Here is a 24,969-nt window from a genome sequence, read left to right as displayed (position 1 = left end):
ACTACCTGTGTCGGTTTGCGGTACGGGTAGAGTATATGTATCGCTAGAAGCTTTTCTTGGCAGTGTGACATCACTAACTTCGCTACTAAACTTCGCTCCTCGTCACAGCTCAATGTTAAAGATATAAGCATTTGACTCATATCACACCTCACTGTTTGACCAGACACTTCCAATCGTCTGGTTTAGTTAGCCTACTGCGTCCCTCCATCACTATATACTCTAGTACAGGAATATCAACCTGTTGTCCATCGGATACACCTTTCGGTCTCTCCTTAGGTCCCGACTAACCCAGGGCGGACGAGCCTTCCCCTGGAAACCTTAGTCTTACGGTGGACAGGATTCTCACCTGTCTTGCGCTACTCATACCGGCATTCTCACTTCTATGCGTTCCAGCGCTCCTCACGGTACACCTTCTTCACACATAGAACGCTCTCCTACCATGACACTTTTGTGTCATCCACAGCTTCGGTAATATGTTTTAGCCCCGGTACATTTTCGGCGCAGGGTCACTCGACTAGTGAGCTATTACGCACTCTTTGAATGAATAGCTGCTTCTAAGCTAACATCCTAGTTGTCTGTGCAACCCCACATCCTTTTCCACTTAACATATATTTTGGGACCTTAGCTGGTGGTCTGGGCTGTTTCCCTTTCGACTACGGATCTTAGCACTCGCAGTCTGACTGCCGATTATATCTCGTTGGCATTCGGAGTTTATCTGAGATTGGTAATCCGGGATGGACCCCTCACCCAAACAGTGCTCTACCTCCAAGAGACTTAACATCGACGCTAGCCCTAAAGCTATTTCGGAGAGAACCAGCTATCTCCAAGTTCGTTTGGAATTTCTCCGCTACCCACAAGTCATCCAAGCACTTTTCAACGTGCCCTGGTTCGGTCCTCCAGTGAGTTTTACCTCACCTTCAACCTGCTCATGGGTAGGTCACATGGTTTCGGGTCTACAACATGATACTATGACGCCCTATTAAGACTCGGTTTCCCTACGGCTCCGTCTCTTCAACTTAACCTCGCATCATATCGTAACTCGCCGGTTCATTCTACAAAAGGCACGCTCTCACCCATTAACGGGCTCGAACTTGTTGTAGGCACACGGTTTCAGGTTCTATTTCACTCCCCTCCCGGGGTGCTTTTCACCTTTCCCTCACGGTACTGGTTCACTATCGGTCACTAGAGAGTATTTAGGGTTGGGAGATGGTCCTCCCAGATTCCGACGAGATTTCGCGTGTCTCGCCGTACTCAGGATACTGCTAAGGTTAATCTATCATTTTAAATACGAGGCTGTTACTCTCTTTGGCTTACCTTCCCAGGTAATTCTTCTATAATGATTAATCCTATATCGCAGTCCTACAACCCCGAAGTGTAAACACTTCGGTTTGCCCTCCTGCCGTTTCGCTCGCCGCTACTAAGGCAATCGCTTTTGCTTTCTCTTCCTGCAGCTACTTAGATGTTTCAGTTCACTGCGTCTTCCTTCTCATATCCTTAACAGATATGGATACTAGTCATTAACTAGTGGGTTCCCCCATTCGGACATCTCTGGATCAGCGCTTACTTACAGCTCCCCAAAGCATTTCGTCGTTAGTCACGTCCTTCTTCGGCTTCTAGTGCCAAGGCATCCACCGTGCGCCCTTATTAACTTAACCTTATTAACCTAGTTTCTTTAAAACTAGAAAACTCATTAAATATTCACAGCGTTTTCGGTTTATTTCTTGTTACTTTCTACAATCTATTTCTAGATCGTGGAATTTGATATAGATATTCAATTTTCAATGAACAATTTGAACCTTTCGATTCAATGGAGCCTAGCGGGATCGAACCGCTGACCTCCTGCGTGCAAAGCAGGCGCTCTCCCAGCTGAGCTAAGGCCCCACAAGACCTCTCAAAACTAAACAAGACGCAAATGGCAGGTTTCCTTATCCTTAGAAAGGAGGTGATCCAGCCGCACCTTCCGATACGGCTACCTTGTTACGACTTCACCCCAATCATCTATCCCACCTTAGGCGGCTGGCTCCTAAAAGGTTACCTCACCGACTTCGGGTGTTACAAACTCTCGTGGTGTGACGGGCGGTGTGTACAAGGCCCGGGAACGTATTCACCGCGGCGTGCTGATCCGCGATTACTAGCGATTCCGACTTCATGTAGGCGAGTTGCAGCCTACAATCCGAACTGAGATTGGCTTTAAGAGATTAGCTTGCCGTCACCGGCTTGCGACTCGTTGTACCAACCATTGTAGCACGTGTGTAGCCCAGGTCATAAGGGGCATGATGATTTGACGTCATCCCCACCTTCCTCCGGTTTATTACCGGCAGTCTCGCTAGAGTGCCCAACTTAATGATGGCAACTAACAATAGGGGTTGCGCTCGTTGCGGGACTTAACCCAACATCTCACGACACGAGCTGACGACAACCATGCACCACCTGTCACTTCTGCTCCGAAGAGAAAGCCTATCTCTAGGCCGGTCAGAAGGATGTCAAGACCTGGTAAGGTTCTTCGCGTTGCTTCGAATTAAACCACATGCTCCACCGCTTGTGCGGGCCCCCGTCAATTCCTTTGAGTTTCAACCTTGCGGTCGTACTCCCCAGGCGGAGTGCTTAATGCGTTAGCTGCGGCACTAAGCCCCGGAAAGGGCCTAACACCTAGCACTCATCGTTTACGGCGTGGACTACCAGGGTATCTAATCCTGTTTGCTCCCCACGCTTTCGAGCCTCAGCGTCAGTTACAGACCAGAGAGCCGCTTTCGCCACCGGTGTTCCTCCATATATCTACGCATTTCACCGCTACACATGGAATTCCACTCTCCCCTTCTGCACTCAAGTCCTCCAGTTTCCAAAGCGTACAATGGTTAAGCCACTGCCTTTAACTTCAGACTTAAAGAACCGCCTGCGCTCGCTTTACGCCCAATAAATCCGGACAACGCTCGGGACCTACGTATTACCGCGGCTGCTGGCACGTAGTTAGCCGTCCCTTTCTGGTTAGTTACCGTCACTTGGTAGATTTTCCACTCCTACCAACGTTCTTCTCTAACAACAGAGCTTTACGATCCGAAAACCTTCTTCACTCACGCGGCGTTGCTCGGTCAGACTTCCGTCCATTGCCGAAGATTCCCTACTGCTGCCTCCCGTAGGAGTCTGGGCCGTGTCTCAGTCCCAGTGTGGCCGATCACCCTCTCAGGTCGGCTATGTATCGTCGCCTTGGTGAGCCTTTACCTCACCAACTAGCTAATACAACGCAGGTCCATCTCACAGTGAAGCAATTGCTCCTTTTAAATAACTAACATGTGTTAATTACTCTTATGCGGTATTAGCTATCGTTTCCAATAGTTATCCCCCGCTATGAGGCAGGTTACCTACGCGTTACTCACCCGTTCGCAACTCATCAGTCTAGTGTAAACACCAAACCTCAGCGTTCTACTTGCATGTATTAGGCACGCCGCCAGCGTTCGTCCTGAGCCAGGATCAAACTCTCATTAAAAGTTTGAGCTTTGCTCTTTTCTGTCTCGCTGACAGATTTATTGTTTTTTGTCATTGACGGATTTACAATGTAAATCCACCCTGCACATTCGTTCGTCTTGTTCAGTTTTCAAAGGTCTTTGCCTCTCTTGAGACAACTTCTATATTCTAGCAAACTTATTCTGCTTTGTCAACTACTTTTTTTAAGTTGTTAACTACGCGCTAATAGAAACTGCTCTCTCGAGACAACTTATTTAGTTTACTACATCATCTCTTACTTTGTCAACTCTTTTTTCATACTTTTTCTACATTTTCTGAAAATGTAGATAGAGCGCAAGAAAAAAAGAGGTCTCACCTCTTTTTATTTCTTAGTAACTACTACAAATCTATTAGGATCGTTACCTTCAGAATAACTTTCAACACCCTCTATAGTTGCAATTGTTTTATGAACAGTTTTTCGCTCACTGTTACTCATAGGATCCATATGGTAAGGTTCATTAGTCTCTAAAACACGCCTAGCTATTTTTTTAGAAAAATCAATTAAAGTTTCTGTACGATGCTCAACGTAGTCATGGACATTAATGGATACTGAAAAACTCTTAGAAAAGCGGTCATGAAGATAATTTTGTGCTAACAACTGCAACGATTTTAATACTTTTCCATGATAACCAATGATGCGCCCAGCTTCTGGCGTTTCTATTTGGAGATTTATTTGTCGCTTACTTGTCGTAGTTTCTATTGTTGCATCTAAATCCATCTCATAGATGATATTTTCAACGTATTTAGTCACCTGAGCAGCTGCTACTTCAATATTAGGAAGTAGGTCAATTTTTTCAATAGCTTCACTTGTAGTTACAACGTTTTTATCATCAATTTTTGGAAGTTCTGGTTGTGATACGTCTTCTTTTTCAAGCGTTTCATCAACCTCCTCTATATATTCTTCCACCACATCTACGCTAGACGGTACATTCTTAATATTTTTTAACGCTACCGATTCATTAATATCAGTTACTTCGTCGGTGATACCTTCTATTTCAACTTTTGCTGGCTTTTTACCAAAGCCCAAAAACCCTTTTTTCTCACGTGATACAACTTTTATATGTGCCCTCAATCGTGAAATGTTTAACTCTTGTAGTCCTTTTTCAATAGCTTCTTCTACAGTCGCTCCTGTAAATAATACCATGGTTTTCCTACTTTCTTTTCTTACTTGCTTTTCTCTTAGCACGTTTAACTCTTTGTTCTTTTTCATGTGCCACTCTTACTGCTTCTTCTCGAACCTTTATAATCTTGTATGGGTTGTTCAATAATAGAATTTGAAATACTTGAAAAGCATTAGACACCGTCCAGTATAAAACAACACCACTAGCAAAGTTAAAGCTTGTTACCAATATGATAAACGGCATAACATAAGTCATAAGAGTTAAAGCAATATTTTTTTCAACAGCTGCTTTGTTAGTTAACCAAGTTGATAAAAAGGTAAATAAGGCCGCCAGTACAGGTAAAATATAATATGGGTCCGGCTGTGATAATTCTAGGCTCAAAAATGTTCCTACTTTTAAGAAAGAAACCCTAGTCAAAGCTTGGAAAAGAGCCCATAGGACAGGTAACTGAATTAGAAGAGGTAATACACTTGCATATGGGTTAACTCCCTCAGCTTTATACATAGATTGCATTTCATCATTTAGCTTTAAACGGTTATCAGGATCTTTCCCTGGATATTTTTTTTGTAATTCCTTGAGCCTTGGCTGAATTTCCTGCATCTTTTGGCTGGATTTCATTTGCATATTATAAAGCGGCATCATAATCGCTCTGATTATTAGAGTGAATAAGATTATTCCCAAACCAATTGAATGGTTAAAGGAGAGCCATTGTATTGATTTAGCAAATGCATAAACTATTTGCTCCCATAATGTGGCTGAATGACTAGATACTTCTCCTCGTCCGCAAGCAACCAATAAAGAGCCTGTCAGCAATATTAAGCTAAATGTTTTAAGTTTTTTCTTCAATTTTATACCTTTCTAGATGAGTCCTGCTATTTTTAAAACGTGTATAAGATTTTTTTCTAATGCTTGATAGTCCAATTCCTCTACACCTTTACGCGCAATCACGACAAAATCATAATCTTGCAGCGCTGTTTTCTGAGAGAGTAAAACATGCCTAATTTTTCTTTTAATAGCGTTACGAACAACAGCATTTCCTAATTTCTTACTAACAGAGATTCCCACACGAAAGTGTTTTTGTTCTTTTTCTAAATAGTAGATAACAAATTTTCGATTAGCAACATTTTTACCTCTGCTGAAAATCATTTGAAAATCCTTATCACTTTTTACCCGATAGGTTTTTTTCAAAATAGTGCTCCATTTATCTAAATTGGTTTTATTATACCATAAATAACCTAAAAGACTCAATTCTTTTCTAATGTTACTATCATTGACAACAGACTAAACAAGACAAAGTGTATTAGAGTATGATATAATGTTAGCGCTATATGCCTTATTATTAGAAAGAAGGAATAAGATGACAAAACAAAAAATTGCCGTTCTTGGACCTGGTTCATGGGGGACTGCTCTTGCACAAGTATTAAATGACAATGGACATGAGGTACGCTTATGGGGAAACGTGGTTGAACAAATAGAAGAGATTAATACTAACCATACTAATCAACGTTACTTCAAAGATATTACCTTAGATTCCAAAATAAAAGCCTACACTAATCTTGAGGAAGCGATTAATAATGTTGACAGCATTTTATTCGTCGTCCCAACTAAAGTTACAAGACTTGTTGCTAAACAAGTGGCTAATCTTTTAAAGCATAAAGTTGTTCTTATGCATGCTTCTAAGGGACTAGAACCTGGTACTCATGAACGACTTTCTACAATTTTAGAAGAAGAAATCTCTGAACAATATCGTAGTGATATCGTTGTTGTTTCAGGTCCCAGTCATGCTGAAGAAGCCATCGTTCGTGATATTACTTTGATTACTGCTGCTTCAAAAGATATTGAAGCAGCTAAGTATGTCCAAAAATTGTTTAGTAATCATTATTTTAGACTTTATACTAACACTGATGTCGTAGGAGTAGAAACAGCTGGTGCTCTAAAAAATATTATTGCTGTTGGTGCTGGAGCACTACACGGTCTTGGTTATGGTGATAATGCTAAAGCAGCTATTATTACGCGTGGTTTAGCTGAGATAACACGTCTTGGTGTACAATTAGGGGCCGACCCTCTCACTTTCAGTGGTTTATCCGGAGTTGGAGATTTAATTGTGACTGGTACATCTGTTCATTCTCGCAACTGGAGAGCGGGAGATGCTTTAGGACGTGGTGAGAAACTTGAAGATATTGAAAAAAATATGGGGATGGTTATTGAAGGTATCTCAACAACTAAAGTTGCTTACGAAATCGCCCAAAACTTAAATGTTTACATGCCCATTACAGAAGCTATTTATAAATCAATATATGAAGGGGCTAATATCAAAGATAGCATTTTAGATATGATGTCCAATGAATTTCGTTCAGAGAATGAATGGCACTAATATCGTTTATATTAATACTATTTAAAGGAGCTATATATGAAAGTCAGAAAAGCAGTTATCCCTGCCGCTGGTTTAGGAACACGTTTTTTACCTGCTACTAAAGCTTTAGCTAAAGAAATGCTTCCAATCGTTGATAAACCAACTATTCAATTTATTGTTGAAGAAGCACTAAAATCTGGAATTGAAGATATTTTAGTTGTAACTGGTAAATCAAAACGTTCTATAGAAGACCACTTTGATTCAAATTTTGAATTAGAATATAACCTAAAAGAGAAAGGGAAAAACGAACTTCTCAAACTTGTTGATGAAACAACTGGCATTCGACTCCATTTTATTCGACAAAGTCATCCTCGTGGGCTTGGAGATGCTGTGCTACAAGCAAAAGCCTTCGTTGGTAATGAACCTTTTGTTGTTATGCTAGGTGATGATCTAATGGATATTACCAATAATAAAGTTATTCCTCTCACCAAACAATTAATTAATGACTTTGAAGCTACTCATGCATCAACAATTGCTGTTATGGAAGTTCCACATGAAGATGTTTCTGCTTATGGTGTTATTGCTCCACAAGGAGAAGGAGTTAATGGTCTATATAGCGTTAACACTTTCGTTGAAAAACCTTCTCCCGAAGAGGCTCCAAGTAATTTGGCAATCATTGGTCGCTACTTGTTAACTCCAGAAATTTTTAATATTTTAGAAACTCAAAAACCTGGTGCAGGAAATGAGATTCAACTAACCGATGCTATCGATACTTTAAATAAAACGCAACGTGTTTTTGCTAGAAAATTTACAGGAGACCGTTACGACGTTGGTGACAAGTTTGGTTTTATGAAAACATCTATTGATTATGCTCTTCAACACCCACAAGTTAAAGATGACTTGAAGAAATATATCATTGATTTAGGAAAATCTCTAGAAAAAACATCTAAGAAGTAAAATATGAGTCAAGTACAATAAAAAAGTTTCCTAAATAGGAAACTTTTTTATTGTACTTGACGAAGAACTTATTGTTCCTCCACACTTTTATCATTTCATAGGAACTTGTATTTTCCCTGAAACAATATCCTCTTTAGCTTTTTTGACAGCAACAGATCCCTCACTAGACAATTGATGCTCTTTAATATCTACACCACTATCCTTTAGACCAAAAACTGTTACTTTCCCTCCTGGATATTGTTTTTTCTCTGTTAATTCTGCTACAGATTGGAGAGATTTCCCCACCTCTTTTATAGTAGATGCCAGAACAAAGTTTGCTTTCTTACCATCTTTTGAAACATAATTGCCTTCTTGACTTTGATCTCTGTCAACACCAATTACCCAGACTTTGTTAGATTCCTTGCGGGTCTCATTTTCAGTTTTAGCCTCACTAAAAATTCCTGCTCCTGTACCACCAGCAGCCTGGTAAATAACATCAACACCTGTTGCATACTGTGTGGCAGCAATCGTTTTACCTTTAGCTGCATCTGTAAATGAGCCTGCATAAGATACCGCAACTTTAATAGCCGGATCAATTGATTTTACTCCAGACTTAAATCCTGCTTCAAATCGCTTAACAACGACGCCTTCCATCCCTCCGATAAAACCAACTGTTTTTGTCTTAGTTGTCCTAGCTGCAGCAACTCCAGCTAAGTAAGCAGCTTCATTGTCTGCAAAAGTAACACTAGCTACATTTTCTTTACCTTTAATGATATCATCTACAATAACGTATTTAACATCTTTATTATTTTCTGATACTTTTTCAATAGTATCATGAAGACCAAATCCAATACCAAAAATTAAATTATAACCACTAGAGGCTGCCGTATCAAGGTTATTAGCATGATCTGATTCATTAGATGACTGGAAATAATCAAAGCCATTACCTTTTGTCAACCCCTTCTTTTTTCCCCACTTTTGTAGCCCTTCCCAAGCTGATTGATTAAACGATTTATCGTCTACTCCACCTTGATTAGTTACCATCGCAACTTTGATATCTGATTTATTTGCAGACTTATCTGAACGATTACCACATGCTGTTAATGTTAGTACAGATAAAGATAGTAGAGTTAAGCCAATAATTTTTCTGTTCACCGAGAATGAACCTCCTAATAAGTTATAGTCACATAAAAACAGATTTCTATCATAACATAAAAAAATCATTTAGCAAACTTTATTCTATTTTTCCCAGAGAAAGTTTGGTTTTAGAGGCTATAGCCGTAGAATTATACCAACGATAGACCTATTAAGCTGATCGATACAATAATAAATATCATTAAAGCTAAAATACTTTGCCAAGTTTTAAATAATAAAGAACCATTTTGTTTTGTCAAAAAAATAGCCACCAATACTCCACCAACTAAACCACCAACATGGCCTGCTAAACTCACTCCGGGTGTGAAGATATTAAAAAATAAATTTAACAAGATCATCACTTGATATGATTTTCCAACTTGTTTTAAATAAGGATTTTTTCCAAAATACCCTGCGATTGCTATAGCAGAAAAAACACCAAATAAAGACGTTGAGGCTCCTGCTGCCACCACATGTGGAGTAAAAAATAGCGTAAAAATATTACCCATTAAGCCAGATAAAATATAGAGAATTAGAAATCTCAAACTTCCCCAAATACTTTCCCCCATTTGTCCTACGAAATACAGAGCTAAACCATTTAATAAAAAATGTTCCCAACCAATATGAACAAAGATAGGACTTATTAGTCTCCATAGATTTGTTGGATATGCTTTTAGATAATCACCTTGTATTCCACCAAATTGAAAAATAACTTGGCTAGACTCCGCTTGACTTCCATAAGTTAGTTGCATCAATAAAAAAACAAGGGTTGTCAGACTGACCAAGAGTACTGTCGTCGGATACTCTTTAGCGAACTTCTTCATAGACATAATACCTCCTTAACTGCTACGTCATGCTTCTCTTCTACAAAATCCTGTCTCTGACACCTATAAATAGTACTAATAGTATCACCTTCAAAATCACTCAAATAGCGATCAAAATAACCTGCACCATAACCTATACGAAAACCTTTATTGTTAAAGATAAGTCCGGGCACATGAATTAAGTCTATACTAGCTTTTTCAACAGCTCTATCATTAACAGGTTCTAATAAGCCAAACGGTGTTGTCCTCAAGTTATCTTTTTGATAGTCCACAAAAATCATTTTACCTTTTGGATAAGTTTTGGGAACAAGGACACGTTTGCCATCACATAAAGCTTGTTTAATAAGAAGTTGTGTATTGTATTCGTAGTCAAAAGATAGGTAAGTAGCAATTACACAACTATTTTGATAAGCTTTAGTTTTTATAAAAGCCTCTAAAAGTTTACAGTCAACTTCTGATTTGTAAGCTTGAGGTTGAGATTTTAAGGTTATCAAAACTTCTTTTCTTAATAATTTCTTTTCCATATATCTATGATACCATTAATATTGACCATTTATACAAAAATAGTATAGGGGAAAATAAAATGATAAAGTATGAATTTTTAAGGTTTATTTAAGGTTTCTACTGTATACTAGTATCATCCTAAAATAAGCGGTTTATCCTAGCCGTTAGGAAAATATTATCCTAAATTATTTTCCTTTTTCATAAATCTCCTGAGAAAAGTTAATAACTTTTCTCAACCCTTTTTCCAACCCACTATCGCTACCGGTGCTAGTGGGTTTTTAGTTATCCTACAACAAAACTAAAAAGTTCCTCTCTTTGAGGAACTTTTTAGTTAGATATTTTTAAAGACGTGCATTCAATTCAGCGCTAAGCTCTTCGAATCCAGGTTTACCTAGAAGAGCAAACATATTACGTTTATATGCTTCTACCCCTGGTTGATCAAATGGATTTACTGAGTTAAGATAACCTGAAAGGCCAATTGCTAACTCAAAGAAGTAAATAGTGTAACCAAGGGTGTAAGCGTCTTGTGTAGGAAGCGTTACAAACATATTTGGAACCCCACCATCTGTATGAGCAAGGAGTACACCATCTGTTGCTTTTTTATTAACAAAATCTACATCTTTTCCTTGAAGATAACCAAGACCATCTAAATCTTCGGTTAATTCAGGAATAGTCACATTTTTACGAGGTTTCTCAACGCGAACAACTGTCTCAAAGAGGTTACGGTAACCTTCTTGAATAAATTGACCAAGTGAGTGAAGATCAGTTGAGAAGTTTGCTGATGTAGGATAGATACCTTTTTGATCTTTACCTTCTGATTCACCTGCTAATTGTTTCCACCATTCACCAAAGTATTGTAATGATGGTTCGTAGTTAGCTAAAATCTCTGTGATATAACCTTTGCGATAAAGAACATTACGAACTGCAGCGTACTGATAAGCAATGTTTTCAGAGATTTTATCTGAAGATAAATCTTTACGAGCAGCATTTGCGCCTTCCATAAGAGCAGTAATATCTGCTCCTGAAGCAGCAATTGGAAGAAGACCTACGGCTGTCAGTACTGAGAAACGACCACCAACATTATCAGGAACTACAAATGTTTCCCAATTATTAGCATCTGCTTCAACTTTTACGGCACCTTTAACTTTATCAGTTGTAGCGTAGATACGTTTATTAGCTTCTTCTTGACCGTACTTTTTAACTAGAAGTTCTTTAAATACACGGAAAGCAATCGCTGGTTCAGTTGTTGTACCTGATTTTGAAATGACATTTACTGAGAATTCTTTATCTTGGACGTATTCAACTAAATCGGCAAGGTAAGTAGATGAAATAGAATTTCCAGCATAAAGAATCTGAGGCGCTTTACGTTCTTCTGCGGTTTGCAAATTAGCAAAATGATTATTCAAAAAGTCAATTGCTGCTTTTGCGCCAAGGTACGAACCACCAATACCAATAACCACGAGTACTTCGCTATCTGATTTAATCTTTTCAGCGGCTTTTTGAATGCGAGAAAATTCTTCTTTGTCATAGTTTTCTGGGAGGTCCATCCATCCGAGAAAATCTGAGCCAGGACCAGTCCCTTGACGAAGGAAAGCATCTGCTGCACTTACTTGTGGTTGTAGGTAGTCTAACTCGTGTTCGCCTACAAATTGACCCAAGACTTTTGAATAGTCAAATGTAATATGTGTCATTTTATTTCTCCTAACAATTATGTTTCACTATCATCTTACTCTTTTGTGAGTTTTTTTTCAAGGTTTTTTAACTGTATTTTCATATTTTTTGAAACGCTACCAATTTTTATGAAACTTTCATAATTATTTCCAAAAACACTTTGACTTTTGAAAATAAAAAGAGCACACATTTAGCATCGCTTAGGGCTGCTGGATTCCTCCCCTGACCCACTTCACGAGTAAATGTTGCTCCAAAGATATTATAACAAAACTAATATTTTATTGCAAGCTATCAAATCTTAGTTTTTTCACTTAGTTTAGCTTCTTTCTTGCGTTGTCGTCCTTTTCGAAAGAAATCCTGCATTATTTTAGCGCATTGATCTTCTAAAATGCCGGTTTCAACCTCAACTCTATGATTAAGTCGGCTATCACTTAAAATATCATAGAGACTTCCCGCTGCTCCAAATTTCGTATTCTTAGCGCCATATATAACGTGGGGAATTCTAGCTAAGCCAATAGCTCCACTACACATTACACAAGGTTCTACAGTAACAAATAAAGTAGTATCTAATAAGCGCCAATTCCCTACCTTCTCATTTGCATTGTTAATAGCCATGATTTCAGCATGTAAAATAGCTTTATTAAACTCTTCACGAGCATTATGTCCTCTTCCAATAATATGACCATCTTTTACAATGACACAACCTATAGGAATTTCTTCTTTCTCTAAGGAGGATTTTGCCTCCTTTAGAGCTTCTGTCATAAACCATTCTTTTTCTTCTTGGGTAAATTTCTGCATTATAGTTTTCCTAAGTCCCAAGATTTATGTGGCTGAGCTAAATCAACAGAGATGCCACCTGCATACTTTTCAGACTGTAGTCGAAGTTCTTCCAAATGATTTTCGGGGTTTATTCCTTCTCCCGGAAACTGCGGAACATGTGTTAAAACTAATTTCTTAACTTTAGCGTTATAAGCAATCTCACCTGCTTCTTTACTAGTCAAATGTGCAATATGATTTTCATTTCCCTCGTAAAGATAAACGTCTGCTAAAAATAAATCTGCGCCTTTTGTAAAAGGTACAAGGTCAGCAAAATACCCAGAATCTCCTGTAAAGACTAATACTTGACCAGTTTCTCTTTCTGTAATCCTCATGGCATAGCAGACGACTGGGTGGACTGTTTTGATAAACGTAATATTGAAGGGACCAACTTGCTCAACTCCATTGGTATGATAAGCAATTCCTTGAGCAACGTTAGGTAATGTCAATTTAGAAAACTCATAATCATCCTCATTATGTCCATAAACTGGCAATACTTTGGGTTCCCATTTATCTTTAGGGTATAGCAAACGATAATGATACAACACACCCAAATCTGCTACATGATCTGGATGATAATGACTGATGATAACTGCATCCAAATCCAACGGGCTTATTTCTTTTTCTAGCTCATTGATTGAACGACTTCCCGCATCTATTAATAAGTGAAAATTATTTTCTCCAGTTAATAGAAAACTTGTGGTTCCTCCATCTTTATAAGGATAACCACCCCAACAACCTAACGTTGTTAATTTCATGATAATCCCCTCCTTACTGATTTAATGCTATTATACCAAATTTTATTAAGAATAACTGTTTTAGATTTTATGCACAAAAAAGACTAGTAAATCTAAATTTTTAGATTTACTAGTCCATCTAATATATAGCAATCTTGATTATTTTTCAGTCAAGAAAAAACTATCTTTATATTTAACAGCAACAACAGCAGCTATAATGGCTTTTATTGTATCTCCTGGGATAAATACTAAGTTTTGAAGAAGTGATTTATCTAATGGGATGTTCGTATAAGATGCCAGCCAAACTGCTCCTGCTACATCTACAAAAAGGACCCCTGCTAGCCATACAATAAGGAAAATAGCTATAAAATTCTTTTTATTTACTAATTTTACACCATATGAGATAAGCAAAGGAACAAACAACCAAGCAATAACATAACCAGCTGTTGGTCCTGTCAATACAGGTATAGTCGAACGTAAACCTGAGAATACAGGAATAACTAAACCGACAAGAAAGAAGAGCAAAATAGATAAACTCCCTTTTCTTCCGCCCAAAATAACACCAGCCATCATAACCCCTAGGTTTTGTAAGACGATAGGGACCGGAATGAAACCAAGTGGTAGAGCAGGAATGAAACCAAGTACCACCAATAAAGTAGCCATCATAGCCATCTGGATTAGGCTTTTTGTGTGAAACATTAAAAATTACTCCTTCGAAAAATAAATAGAATCATGGCGTTGACAATTTGGATTAAAAAGCATACGACAATAAGGACAAAAACCAGTTTTATACTCTTTTAATGTCAACATCTGACGACAAGAACCGCATAAGACAGGAAACGTTTCATCAGATTTTGTTGCTGCAAAACAATGCTCCTCGAGTGCATCATGACATTTATAACAAGCATAATATTTTTGACAAACAGCACATTTTAAAGCGACAATATCCAATTTAGTATGATAGTGGTAACAGCGGCTGCTACTATCAAGACCAATACCAAAGTACTCTTGCATCATGATTCCTCCTATAACATATTATACAAAAGTTTTTCTATTGTCAACTTTTTTAAAAAAACGGTTAACAAACAATTCAAAAAAAAGCCCTGTTTTACCAGGAACTTTTTTAAAAATTACGGTTATTCATGCCATAGCCATAGCGCTCCATAAAATCTTGACGGAATTCTAGAAGATTATCATCCATAATAGCTTGTCTGACATCTTTCATAAGATTGACAAGGAAATAAAGATTATGGTAACTAGTCAAACGAATACCAAAAGTTTCATCTGCTTTCAATAAGTGACGAATATAAGCGCGTGTATAATTTTTACAAGTATAGCAATCGCAATTTGGATCAAGAGGCGTAAAATCTTCTGCAAATTTAGCATTCTTAACAACTAAGCGACCTTGACTTGTCATACATGTCCCATTTCGAGCAATACGAGTAGGTAAGACGCAATCAAACATATCTACTCCTCGGATAACGGCGTCTATTAAACTATCTGGTGCACCAACTCCCATCAAATAACGAGGCTTATCATTCGGAAGCATTGGAACAGTAAAATCAAGAACTGCATTCATCTCATCATGTGTTTCTCCGACCGCAAGCCCTCCAATTGAATAACCTGGAAAATCCATCGATACTAAATCTCGTGCTGATTGACGACGTAAATCCTCAAACCCTGCCCCTTGAACAATACCAAATAGTCCTTGATCATGAGGACGGCGGTGGGCATTTAATCCACGTTCTGCCCAACGGCTTGTTCGCTCAATTGATTTTTTTACATAATCATAAGGCTGGTAAAATTGTGGACACTCATCAAAACTCATCATAATATCAGAACCAAGGTTATTTTGAATTGAAATAGCTTTTTCTGGTGATAAAAACATTTTCGCACCATTTAAATGGTTTTTAAAGGTTACTCCTTCTTCAGTGATGTTTCGACTATCAGCCAAAGAATAAACCTGAAAGCCTCCACTGTCTGTTAGAATAGCCTGATCCCAGTTCATGAATTTATGTAAACCTCCAGCTTTAGCAATCAATTCATCACCTGGACGTAACCATAAATGGTAGGTATTTGATAGAATAATTCCTGAACCCATTTCTTTTAGTTCTTCAGGAGATTGTGTCTTAACAGTTGCTTGTGTCCCAACAGGCATAAACATTGGTGTCGGAAATGTACCATGTGGTGTGATTATTTCACCAAGTCTGGCTCCTGTGTGTTTTTCCTGTTTAATTAATCGATATTTTATTGGATGATCAGTCATCGTTTTCTCCTTGCTTCCATGAAAAACAGTCATGGGCTTTAGTGCTAATCAATATCTAAATGTAATACTTTGTATTAATTTCTTTTTTAGCCATTAAGATTTTATCAAAAAAATGTACTCTTGTCATGCTCATCTTAAGGAATGTGTTATAATGAAATGAATTGTACTTTTGTGTATGGAGGAGATATGACGAATTCAGAAATTAAAAATGAGGCAAAAACTATATTAAGCAATCTTCAAGGTAAGAATCAACTTTTTTTACTCCCGATTCTCCTTAGTATTATTACGTTATATATATCATTTTATTATCAATATAATAATATGACACTACTTGATTTTTTTGTACCTCTTCCAGTTTATTTCTTTTACACACTTTTTATTATTTCAGTCAGTTTTGTAATGTTAGATGTCGTCAAAAATCAGAAACTAAACGTTAGATTCTCGGACAATACTTATGTATTTTCAAGCCATATTTTCTGGAAATTACTCTCAGTACTTGTTCTAAAAGGACTAATTTTATCTTTCTTTTATCTACTAAGTACTTTTGGTCTACTAATCATCATTTCAAGTTTTAGGCTACTTTTGAGTGGTAACCTTATCCTTGCCCCTGTTTTAATAGTTGTTAGTAGCCTAATTACTACTAAGGCAGTTATAAAACTCGTTCAACAATATTACTCCTATAGTATCTCAACTTTAGTATTTTACACTCAATTAGAAAGTGGAAACTATGAGGGACCGTCTAAAGTACTGGTTGCTAGTCGAGAACTAATGAATGGTAATAAACTTAGACTCTTCCTTTTAGACTTAAGTTTTATTGGTTGGCAGTTCCTTACAATCTTCAGTTTCGGATTAGTCTATATCTATCTCCTTCCTTACCAAACTACTGCGCGCTTAATCTTTTATAGAAACATTACAAAAAATAGCTAGGAATAATTCCTAGCTATTTTTGTAATTTAAGTACTAAAGAGAACTTACTGCCTTTTTGATACTGACTTTCGACCAAAATATCCCCATTCAGTTGATGTGCAAGTTGTCGCGCAATATAAAGACCTAGACCATGTCCTCCTGTCTTCATATTTCGTGAAGATTCTACACGATAAAGACGATTAAAAATAGAAGCAAGATCTTCATCTTTTATCCCATAGCCTTGGTCAATAATATCGATAACGATATCTTGACGATTTGAATAGGCCTTGATAGTCAAGGGACTTCCAGGATCAGAATATTTGACTGCATTGCTAATCAAATTCAATAAAATTCGTGATAATTTATCATATTGACTAGATAATTTCGAAACATCTGGCGCAACATCAATCATTACTTGGCGATTTTCTTTTTCAAACACCAATTGAAATTCAGATAAAATATCAATCAGTAGTTTATCCAGATAAATTGTTTCTTCTTTATGAGGTTCAGCCGTGTCTGACATAGTCTCTAATGTAATAAAACTTAATTCTTCAACCAGATGGTTAAGACGGTTTGTTTGACGAGAAATGGTATTGAGATAATAGTTAACTTCTTCTTCAGATATAATACCATCTAAAATACCTTCTACTGTTGATTGTATAGAAGTAATTGGAGTCTTGATATCATGTGAAAGTTGTGCAATCATCATTGTTTTTTCGCGTTCACTCTCGTTTAGAGATTTAAACGTTGACTCTAACTCCGAAGACATTTGGTTAAAGGCTGTCTCTAAATCCTTGAATTCTTGTGGTGAACAAATTTGTGCTTTTGTATCAAAACATCTTTGAGAAATATCCTTCATTTTTTGTTTTAACTTTTTCAAAGATGTAAATACACTTGATAATAAGAACAAATTAACTATACCACCTACAATACAGGCAATAATTGTAACTGAAAGGATGTAGTAAACACCTCGAGTCTCAATCAGCATATGATTAAGCCCAAAGAAAACACCTGCTACAGTTATTAACATAGAAATAAGGTAACCAATAACAATATAATATTTTAATTTCATTTTATTCCTCTAATTTATACCCTAATCCCCAAACTGTTTTGATAGTTGGGGTATTGTCTGTACTAAATTTAGCAAGGTCATTGCGTAAGGCATGGATATGAACATTCAAAGTATTAGTGTCATCTAAAAATTCTTCGCCCCAGACACGTTCATAAAGCTCTGTTTTTGAAAAAACACGATTCAAATGATTTGCTAATATCCAAAGCAAGTCAAATGATTTATTGGTTAAGGAAATTGTATTGCAGTCCACCATTACCAAACGTTGTTTTTGGTCGATAACCAAATCACCAATCGTCAACACTTCAGATTGTTGATGATTCCCATAGATACGTCTTAGAATATTTTTAACACGTAAAACTAATTCCCTAGGACTGAAAGGCTTGGAAATAAAGTCATCTGCACCCATACTCAAAGAGTAAATTTTATCTGGTTCAGATACTTTAGCGGTTATAAAGAGAAAAGGTTGGTTGGGTTCTCGAACTAGAACTTCACTAATAAAATCATAGCCATCCATTTTAGGCATCATAATATCACTAATAATTAGGTCAAAACGATTCTCATCTACCTCTTTGAGTGCTTCTATGCCATCCGCAGCTACTGACACTTCATATCCTGCTTGCTCTAGATAACGTCTATTAATATCAATAATTTCAAATTCATCGTCAACTAATAATAATTTTTGTGTCATTCTACTCTCCTAATGAGTCAAAATAGTGCTATACCTCTAGTATAACACTATTTTACCACGATAACCCTCAATAATTTTAAACAAATTTGGTGTTCTGAATTAAATACTATCCCTATCTTTGTTTAGATTTTTTAAGACCTAGCGCAGTTAGACCTGTCGCAAAGGCTAGACTAAGCATACCTAGCACACCTACATTTTGTTGCTTTGTTTCACCTGTATTAGGTAAATTTTTAGACATCATAGACATTTTTTTACCAGCTTTATCATTTGATTTGGCTTGTGATGACATTTGCATATTAGCTGACATCTTGTTGTTAGACATCATCATACCGGTATTTATTTTAGATGAAGTCATTTCTTTCTTCATAGGCATTGTCATCTTATCTTTTTTCATCATCATTGATGTGCTATTCATATCTTTTTTAGCGACATTAATATGAATCATCACTGTCTTTTGTCCTAAAATAGTATTCATATCAACTTTGCCATCTTTCGTACCATAAATAGTGATAGTTGCTTGATAAGTATGGCTTCCATTTGCCTTAATTTGATCTAAGAGAGCTTGGCCTTTTTTACCGGCTGTATTGCCATTAAGAGAGACTTGGTAGAAGTATTTACCCTTAGTTAAATCTTTTAACGGTAATAATGGACTATTTTTATCAACACCATTGTCTGACCATTTTGCTCCCTCTGAAGCTTTAAGGATTAAACGCGTTAACATGCCATCCCCACCAAACGCTTCATATGGAATCGTTTCGTTAACACCTGCTAAAAATGGACCTTTAGCTTTTGCAGCACTAACATATTTTGCTGGGACGTCTACTTTTTCTTTAAAGGCCATCTTTAGAGAATTTTTTACTTCCATATCAGTTGTAATGTGAGGAATGTTAATGGTTACCATTTTTTGGCTAATCATGTTTTTTAAATCAACTTTACCATCTTTAGCACCATAAACTCTAATTGTGGCTTGGTAGCTATGTTTATCATTAGCTTTAATTTGATCTAAGAGAGCTTGTCCCTCTTTACCTGTCGTATTACCATTTAAAGAAACTTGATAGAAATATTTACCTTTAGTTAAGCCTTTCAATGGTAATAATGGACTATTTTTATCAACACCATTATCTGACCATTTTGCTCCTTCAGAAGATTTAAGGATTAAACGCGTTAACATGCCATCTCCACCAAACGCTTCATATGGAATCGTTTGATTTACACCTGCTAGAAATGGGCCATTCCCTTTTGCTGCATTAACATAATGAGCCGGAACGTCTACTGTCTGTTTAAAAGCAGTATCAGTTGATTTCTTTACCTCATCTACACTAGTCGTTTTGGTCATCGCTACAGGTGTCGGCGTTGCCATCATTTTTCTAACAGAGGTAGCCACCATCATAGGTTTGTCACTCGTTTTTTCAACTTTTGCCATATTTTGCATTTTAGGCATTTCTGAACTTGTCTCCATCGTAGTAACTTTTGATAATGCCTTATCAGTACTACTTTCTACATTTGTAGAAGTGTTAGCTGTTGGAGCTGTAATGGTTGTTTTAGGTTGGGACATCTCATCTGCTGAAACAATATGAGATTGCCCTAAAGCAACAATGCTTCCACTAGCAATCATTACAGATGCAGCTCCAACTTTCAATCGGCGAATTGACCATTTATTGTATTGTGATATTTTCATAAGGGATTCCTCTTTCTTTTTGTTAATGAGAGTATACCAACAAAAAATAAATCATTTTTTAAGCAATTATAAATTATTTCTTAATTATTACTTAGTAAAACTTAAACTTTTTCTCTTAGTCTATAAACAAAAAAAGATTGAACAATTACGTTTCAATCTTTTTTATATTTATCCTTACGCTTCCTCTGACACTCCGGACAGATACCATAAGCTACTAACTGAACTCTAGTCACTTCAAAACCTGTTTGTTGGTGTGCTTCTCTAGAAATATCCAATAAGTCAACATCGACAAAATCAACGATTTTCCCACAATCTTCACAGGCAATGTTTAGGTGCTGATGCCCCATAAAATCATAATAAGTTGTACTATAATTGCAAAGTTTTAGCTCTGTCACAAACCCCTCATCCACAAGGACCTTAAGGTTATTGTAAACTGTTGCCAAGCTCATGTTAGGATATTCTGGTAATAAATCATTGTAAATCTTTTCTGCACTCGGATGCTCACGACTATTAACCATATAGGAAATAATAGCTTTTCGAGTCTCAGTAATTCGAATACGTTTTTCACGGAGATGCTCTAGGACGTTTTCATAAGCATCGAGAGGTCTATGACCATGTGAATGACTGTCCATAGGACTCCTTTCCAGCACGAACTTTAATTTAGCATGGTTATTATAGCATAATTTATATTATTTGCCTATTAAACACGGTAATTAGTTAGTTTCTGAGTGTAATTTTTGGCATTCAACTTTCAGACATTTATTCATGACAATCTGTTTGTGTCCTGCTTGCTTTAGAATTGTCTCTGCTTCTTGACTTTCAAGTCCAAGCTGAGCCCAGAAAATATCAGCGTCTACTTCTAAAAATTCTCTTGCAATATCAGGTAAATACTCGCTACGTCGAAAAATATTAACAATATCAATATGTTCAGTGACATCCTTAAGTGAGGCATATGTCATTTGCCCAAGTATTTTCTGTCCTGCATTTTTAGGATTAACTGGAATAATTTGATAACCTGCTTCTTGCATTATTTTTGATACTTGATAAGCTGCAGTTTCTTGACGGTCTGACAGTCCTACAACTGCGATGGTCTTTGCTTTTGTTAAATAATTTTTTAACATAAAATCACTTGGATTTTGAAAATGATAAACCATATTAATGACTCCTTTACGTATGTTGTCCACTACTTCGCTTCATACCAAGTCTCACCTGCGTTCTCATCTGCAATCAAAGGTACCGATAAACTAATTGCTGACTCCATTGTTTTTGTAACCAACTCCCTGATTGCTCCTATCTCCTCGTTAGGGACTTCAAGTACAATTTCATCATGAACTTGCAACAGCATTTTTGATTTATAACCACCTTTATCAAGTACCCTATCTAAATTTATCATTGCAATTTTAAGAATATCAGCTGCACTTCCTTGGATTGGTGAATTGATTGCTGTGCGCTCTGCAAATTGGCGAATGTTAAAATTACGAGAATTAATATCTGGTAATGAACGACGACGATGGAAAAGTGTTTCAACGTAACCCTTATCTTTTGCTTCACGAACAACTGTTTCCATATAGTTTTTTATTCCAGGATAACGCTCAAAATAGGTGTCAATATATTGCTTCGCTAGTTTACGAGGTATTCCTAAATTATGCGATAGACCAAAATCTGAAATACCATAAACAATTCCAAAATTAACAGCCTTAGCATTTCGACGATCATTGGGAGTGACATTCTCAGGTTTTTCGATACCAAAAACACGCATAGCTGTTGAAGTATGAATATCAGCTCCCTCTTTAAAGGCAGCGATCAAATGTTCGTCTTTTGAAATATGTGCTAACACGCGCAATTCTATTTGAGAATAATCTGAACTCAATAAAACAGCATTGTCTTCTGATGGAACAAAAGCTTTTCGGATAAGCCGTCCTTGCTCTAGTCTAACTGGTATATTTTGAAGGTTTGGGTCAGAACTTGAAAGACGACCTGTCTGAGTCAAATCTTGAACATAACGTGTATGAATTTTACCATCTTCTAAAATATAATCTTGTAAACCAATAATATAGGTTGATTGCAATTTAGTGATTTGACGGTACTCTAAAATTTTAGTTACAAGAGGAGAAATCGGAGCTAAGCGCTCTAATACATCTACTGCAGTTGAATAACCTGTTTTTGTTTTTTTAGTCATTTCTACAGGAAGACCTAACGTTTCAAACAACAACTTTCCTAACTGTTTTGGAGAATTAATATTAAACTCTTGCCCAGCCAATTCATAGATTTCTTGTGTTAATGTTTCGATGACTTTTTGATTTTCAATGGCCATTTCATTCAAGGTATTTTTCTTAACCTTAATACCTCGAATTTCCATTTTAGCTAAAACATTCGCTAAAGGTTGCTCCATTTCAAACAGCAATTCTTCTTGCTCATTAGCTTTAAGCTGTTGCATAATATTAGCCTCAGAATCCACTAAAACTTTTACTTTTTTAGCTAGATGCTCAAGAAATCGTGTTTTTTCTGGTATAGCGCGTTTAGCACCTTTCCCATAAACAGCATCATCAGTATCCAGTGGCAGATTTGTATATAACCTAGCAATTGTTGATACTAGATTATCCTCAGTAGTAGACAAAAGGTACTTGGCCAATCTAGTATCAAAGGCTGGCTCTGGTAAATCAATATTAAAACGATTTAAAAGGACCTTACTTCTTTTAAAATCATAAGTTTTGATAGGTTTTGATAAAGCTTTTTTAAATAAAGCTTCTTGCAATAACGATACATTACTAGTAGCGTAGATTGTATCGCTATTTCCCCAAGCTATCCCAATTAAATCTTCTACATGGTAGTTATCACCCAACATCTCAAAGTAATAAAAATCATTATCGGAGAACATTTCTGTTTTTAATTGCTCCACTTCAGTAAAGTCAACCTCAAAATCTTCCTGACTTGTCTCCTCACCCAGAGCTGCTTTAAACTGTTTAAAATCCATCTCATCATAAAATTGAGACAAGGCTTTTATATCTTGCGGTCCACTATAAAGGATATCTTCTAAGCCGATTGTTATAGGTGATGCTATGTTGATTGTAGCTAGGGTCTTTGATAAGAAAGCTTGCTCCTTATCATTGATAAGGTTTTCTTTCATCTTAGACTGTTTCATAGCCTCAATATTTTCATAGATCCCTTCTAAGGAACCATATTCTGATAGCAACTTCAAGCCAGTTTTTTCACCGATTTTAGTAACCCCAGGAATATTATCTGATTTATCTCCCATCAAAGCTTTTAAATCAATAAATTGACTCGGCGTAATTCCCATTTTTTCCATAAGGTAAGCTGGCGTGAATTCTTCAAACTCAGCAACTCCCTTTTTAGAGATTTCTACTACCGTGTTAGTGTCTGTTAATTGAATTAAATCTTTATCCCCAGAAACCACCGTTATATCAAAATGTTCATTACTAGCTTCGGCTTGTTTTGCAAGAGTACCAATGATATCATCGGCTTCATAATGTTCCAATTCATAATGTTTGATGCCTAAGACATCTAATTGTTGACGAATGTAAGGAAATTGTTCACGAAATTCATCCGGAGTTTTAGCACGCCCACCTTTATAATCTGCATACATTTCCGTACGGAAAGTAGTTTTTCCGGCATCAAAAGCCACTAAAATATGACTAGGCTGGACACGACCTAAAATATGATTCAACATCAAATGGAAACCATATATGGCATTAGTATGAAGTCCAGAATTGTTTTTAAAGCGGTCAATTTGATTATAAAGAGCAAAAAAAGCACGAAAGGCTACAGATGAGCCATCAATTAAAAGTAATTTATTCTTGTTTGTCATAGGTCTATTATAGCATAAGCTATCTGTAAACTTCTGAATTTTGTTAGTTTATTAAACAAAAGAACCCTAAACAAACAGTGTTTAAAGTTCCCTTTATTATTCTATATCTATTTTAACGTAAAGCATAGTCATAAATAGCTTTAGCAACCCCTGCTTTGTTATTATCCACCGTTATATATTTACATCTAGATTTAATCTCATCTGATGCATTCCCCATAGCAACGCTATTGGGAACTAAATCTAATAATTCAATATCGTTAGGAGCATCACCGATGGCCATAACTTGATTAATATCCAGTCCTAATTTTGCTATCAAGGATTTTAAGCCTCTTGCTTTTGTTACTCCTTGAGGCATAATCTCATAAATATAGTCTTGGCTTCGAACTCCACTAAATTTCGAGATTAAGGCTTCTTCAACAGCTTCTTGAAAAGCAGTTACATCTGCATCTAATCCCATGTACATTGCTTGAAAGACAATTTCTTCTTGATTGCGAAGAGCATCTAAACTTGTTGACTTTGCTTTTGTAAAAACTAAATCAGCATCATAAGCAACAATTTCAGGAACTTCCTCTCCAACAGCGTAAAATGTATTTTCAGCTGTTAATGTTAAACAAACGTTGGGAAATTCTTTAACAACCTCCTCAAGAAAGATGAGTTCATCATGTGTTAAAGTTGCAGAATCAATCAATTGCCAATCTTTCGTGCTATAAGTGCTACAACCATTATTCATGATAATATACTCCTCTTTTGTTAAACCTAGTTCATTAAAATAAGGAAGTATACCTGACATCGGTCGCCCAGTACACAGTACAATTTTAATACCTGCTTGAGTTGCTTCTTTAATAGCTTGGATATTTTCCTTTGGAATTTTCTTTTCATCATTTAAAAGCGTTCCATCCATATCAATAGCAATTAATTTTATCATCTTTTTCTCCT

22 protein-coding genes, 1 tRNA gene, 2 rRNA genes and 1 other RNA gene (1 of these 26 only partly in view) are annotated in these 24,969 nt (G+C 36.6%); 3 read left to right on the top strand and 23 right to left on the bottom strand.

Annotated features, from left to right (window positions below; genetic code table 11):
• The 6 genes from EGX96_RS07510 to rnpA form a co-directional block, all read right to left on the bottom strand.
• A 23S ribosomal RNA gene (locus EGX96_RS07510) occupies positions 1–1,655 on the bottom strand (it extends 1,248 nt beyond the left edge of the window).
• Between the two features lie 153 nt (positions 1,656–1,808).
• A tRNA-Ala gene (locus EGX96_RS07505) sits at positions 1,809–1,881 on the bottom strand.
• Between the two features lie 54 nt (positions 1,882–1,935).
• A 16S ribosomal RNA gene (locus EGX96_RS07500) occupies positions 1,936–3,484 on the bottom strand.
• Together the 16S and 23S rRNA genes with 1 tRNA gene alongside form the textbook arrangement of a ribosomal RNA operon.
• A gap of 339 nt (positions 3,485–3,823) precedes the next feature.
• Entirely contained in the window at positions 3,824–4,645 is an 822-nt protein-coding gene (gene jag, locus EGX96_RS07495) for an RNA-binding cell elongation regulator Jag/EloR (RefSeq protein WP_000242577.1), read from the bottom strand.
• A gap of 7 nt (positions 4,646–4,652) precedes the next feature.
• On the bottom strand, positions 4,653–5,468 hold the full coding sequence (locus EGX96_RS07490) for a YidC/Oxa1 family membrane protein insertase (protein ID WP_000727918.1): 816 nt from the start codon (positions 5,466–5,468) through the stop codon (positions 4,653–4,655).
• A gap of 12 nt (positions 5,469–5,480) precedes the next feature.
• Positions 5,481–5,810 (bottom strand): ribonuclease P protein component, encoded by a 330-nt coding sequence (gene rnpA / locus EGX96_RS07485; RefSeq protein WP_000754611.1) that lies wholly within the window; start codon positions 5,808–5,810, stop codon positions 5,481–5,483.
• A 169-nt stretch (positions 5,811–5,979) separates the two neighbouring features.
• On the opposite strand from rnpA, the gene EGX96_RS07480 reads away from it, so the two are divergent.
• Positions 5,980–6,996 carry an NAD(P)H-dependent glycerol-3-phosphate dehydrogenase gene (locus EGX96_RS07480; protein WP_000166106.1) on the top strand — a complete coding sequence of 339 codons (1,017 nt, stop codon included), beginning with the start codon at positions 5,980–5,982 and terminating at the stop codon, positions 6,994–6,996.
• Positions 6,997–7,032: 36 nt separating this feature from the next.
• Positions 7,033–7,932, top strand: a complete 900-nt coding sequence (gene galU, locus EGX96_RS07475; RefSeq protein WP_000868271.1) for a UTP--glucose-1-phosphate uridylyltransferase GalU — start codon at positions 7,033–7,035, stop codon at positions 7,930–7,932.
• A 90-nt stretch (positions 7,933–8,022) separates the two neighbouring features.
• On the opposite strand, the gene EGX96_RS07470 is transcribed toward galU, so the two are convergent.
• The 10 genes from EGX96_RS07470 to tgt form a co-directional block, all read right to left on the bottom strand.
• Positions 8,023–9,066, bottom strand: a complete 1,044-nt coding sequence (locus tag EGX96_RS07470; protein ID WP_001080268.1) for a BMP family lipoprotein — start codon at positions 9,064–9,066, stop codon at positions 8,023–8,025.
• A 131-nt stretch (positions 9,067–9,197) separates the two neighbouring features.
• Complete coding sequence (locus EGX96_RS07465) at positions 9,198–9,875, bottom strand: rhomboid family intramembrane serine protease (protein ID WP_000061940.1); 678 nt, start codon at positions 9,873–9,875, stop codon at positions 9,198–9,200.
• On the bottom strand, positions 9,866–10,393 hold the full coding sequence (locus EGX96_RS07460; protein WP_000412414.1) for a 5-formyltetrahydrofolate cyclo-ligase: 528 nt from the start codon (positions 10,391–10,393) through the stop codon (positions 9,866–9,868). Before EGX96_RS07460 ends, EGX96_RS07465 begins: the two co-directional genes overlap by 10 nt.
• A gap of 321 nt (positions 10,394–10,714) precedes the next feature.
• Positions 10,715–12,064, bottom strand: coding sequence for a glucose-6-phosphate isomerase (locus tag EGX96_RS07455; RefSeq protein WP_000148892.1), 1,350 nt, complete (start codon positions 12,062–12,064; stop codon positions 10,715–10,717).
• Between the two features lie 151 nt (positions 12,065–12,215).
• An RNA gene (ffs, locus tag EGX96_RS07450) (signal recognition particle sRNA small type) lies at positions 12,216–12,301 on the bottom strand.
• A 34-nt stretch (positions 12,302–12,335) separates the two neighbouring features.
• Positions 12,336–12,842: a tRNA adenosine(34) deaminase TadA gene (tadA, locus tag EGX96_RS07445; RefSeq protein ID WP_001169006.1), complete on the bottom strand. Its 507-nt coding sequence runs from the start codon at positions 12,840–12,842 to the stop codon at positions 12,336–12,338.
• Positions 12,842–13,618, bottom strand: a complete 777-nt coding sequence (locus EGX96_RS07440) for an MBL fold metallo-hydrolase (protein WP_000779461.1) — start codon at positions 13,616–13,618, stop codon at positions 12,842–12,844. Before EGX96_RS07440 ends, tadA begins: the two co-directional genes overlap by 1 nt.
• 138 nt (positions 13,619–13,756) lie before the next feature.
• Entirely contained in the window at positions 13,757–14,296 is a 540-nt protein-coding gene (locus EGX96_RS07435) for a biotin transporter BioY (RefSeq protein WP_000469149.1), read from the bottom strand.
• Between the two features lie 6 nt (positions 14,297–14,302).
• Positions 14,303–14,614, bottom strand: coding sequence for a CHY zinc finger protein (locus tag EGX96_RS07430; protein WP_000983191.1), 312 nt, complete (start codon positions 14,612–14,614; stop codon positions 14,303–14,305).
• Between the two features lie 106 nt (positions 14,615–14,720).
• On the bottom strand, positions 14,721–15,863 hold the full coding sequence (tgt, locus tag EGX96_RS07425) for a tRNA guanosine(34) transglycosylase Tgt (RefSeq protein ID WP_000129510.1): 1,143 nt from the start codon (positions 15,861–15,863) through the stop codon (positions 14,721–14,723).
• Between the two features lie 186 nt (positions 15,864–16,049).
• On the opposite strand from tgt, the gene EGX96_RS07420 reads away from it, so the two are divergent.
• Positions 16,050–16,790, top strand: coding sequence for a DUF975 family protein (locus EGX96_RS07420; RefSeq protein ID WP_000185054.1), 741 nt, complete (start codon positions 16,050–16,052; stop codon positions 16,788–16,790).
• A gap of 13 nt (positions 16,791–16,803) precedes the next feature.
• Here EGX96_RS07420 and EGX96_RS07415 read toward each other — a convergent pair whose 3' ends face one another.
• The 7 genes from EGX96_RS07415 to EGX96_RS07385 all read right to left on the bottom strand — a co-directional run bounded on the left by EGX96_RS07415 (position 16,804) and on the right by EGX96_RS07385 (position 24,958).
• Positions 16,804–17,841 carry a HAMP domain-containing sensor histidine kinase gene (locus EGX96_RS07415; protein WP_000770240.1) on the bottom strand — a complete coding sequence of 346 codons (1,038 nt, stop codon included), beginning with the start codon at positions 17,839–17,841 and terminating at the stop codon, positions 16,804–16,806.
• 1 nt (position 17,842) lies between these two features.
• Positions 17,843–18,529 carry a response regulator transcription factor gene (locus tag EGX96_RS07410; RefSeq protein WP_000192298.1) on the bottom strand — a complete coding sequence of 229 codons (687 nt, stop codon included), beginning with the start codon at positions 18,527–18,529 and terminating at the stop codon, positions 17,843–17,845.
• A gap of 112 nt (positions 18,530–18,641) precedes the next feature.
• A complete protein-coding gene (pbsP, locus tag EGX96_RS07405; protein ID WP_000703866.1) occupies positions 18,642–20,207 on the bottom strand; it encodes a plasminogen-binding protein PbsP in 1,566 nt (521 codons plus the stop codon).
• Between the two features lie 152 nt (positions 20,208–20,359).
• Entirely contained in the window at positions 20,360–20,839 is a 480-nt protein-coding gene (perR, locus tag EGX96_RS07400; protein WP_000377090.1) for a peroxide-responsive transcriptional repressor PerR, read from the bottom strand.
• An 81-nt stretch (positions 20,840–20,920) separates the two neighbouring features.
• Positions 20,921–21,361 (bottom strand): CoA-binding protein, encoded by a 441-nt coding sequence (locus EGX96_RS07395; protein WP_000262487.1) that lies wholly within the window; start codon positions 21,359–21,361, stop codon positions 20,921–20,923.
• A gap of 29 nt (positions 21,362–21,390) precedes the next feature.
• On the bottom strand, positions 21,391–24,033 hold the full coding sequence (gene polA / locus EGX96_RS07390) for a DNA polymerase I (RefSeq protein WP_000182605.1): 2,643 nt from the start codon (positions 24,031–24,033) through the stop codon (positions 21,391–21,393).
• A 112-nt stretch (positions 24,034–24,145) separates the two neighbouring features.
• Positions 24,146–24,958 (bottom strand): Cof-type HAD-IIB family hydrolase, encoded by an 813-nt coding sequence (locus EGX96_RS07385; protein WP_000593336.1) that lies wholly within the window; start codon positions 24,956–24,958, stop codon positions 24,146–24,148.
• Between the last annotated feature and the right edge of the window lie 11 nt (positions 24,959–24,969).

It is taken from the genome of Streptococcus sp. FDAARGOS_520, assembly GCF_003812685.1.
GTDB lineage: Bacteria > Bacillota > Bacilli > Lactobacillales > Streptococcaceae > Streptococcus > Streptococcus agalactiae.
Note: the sequence above shows the minus strand (reverse complement) of the source record. Positions and strands in the feature narration are given on the sequence as shown.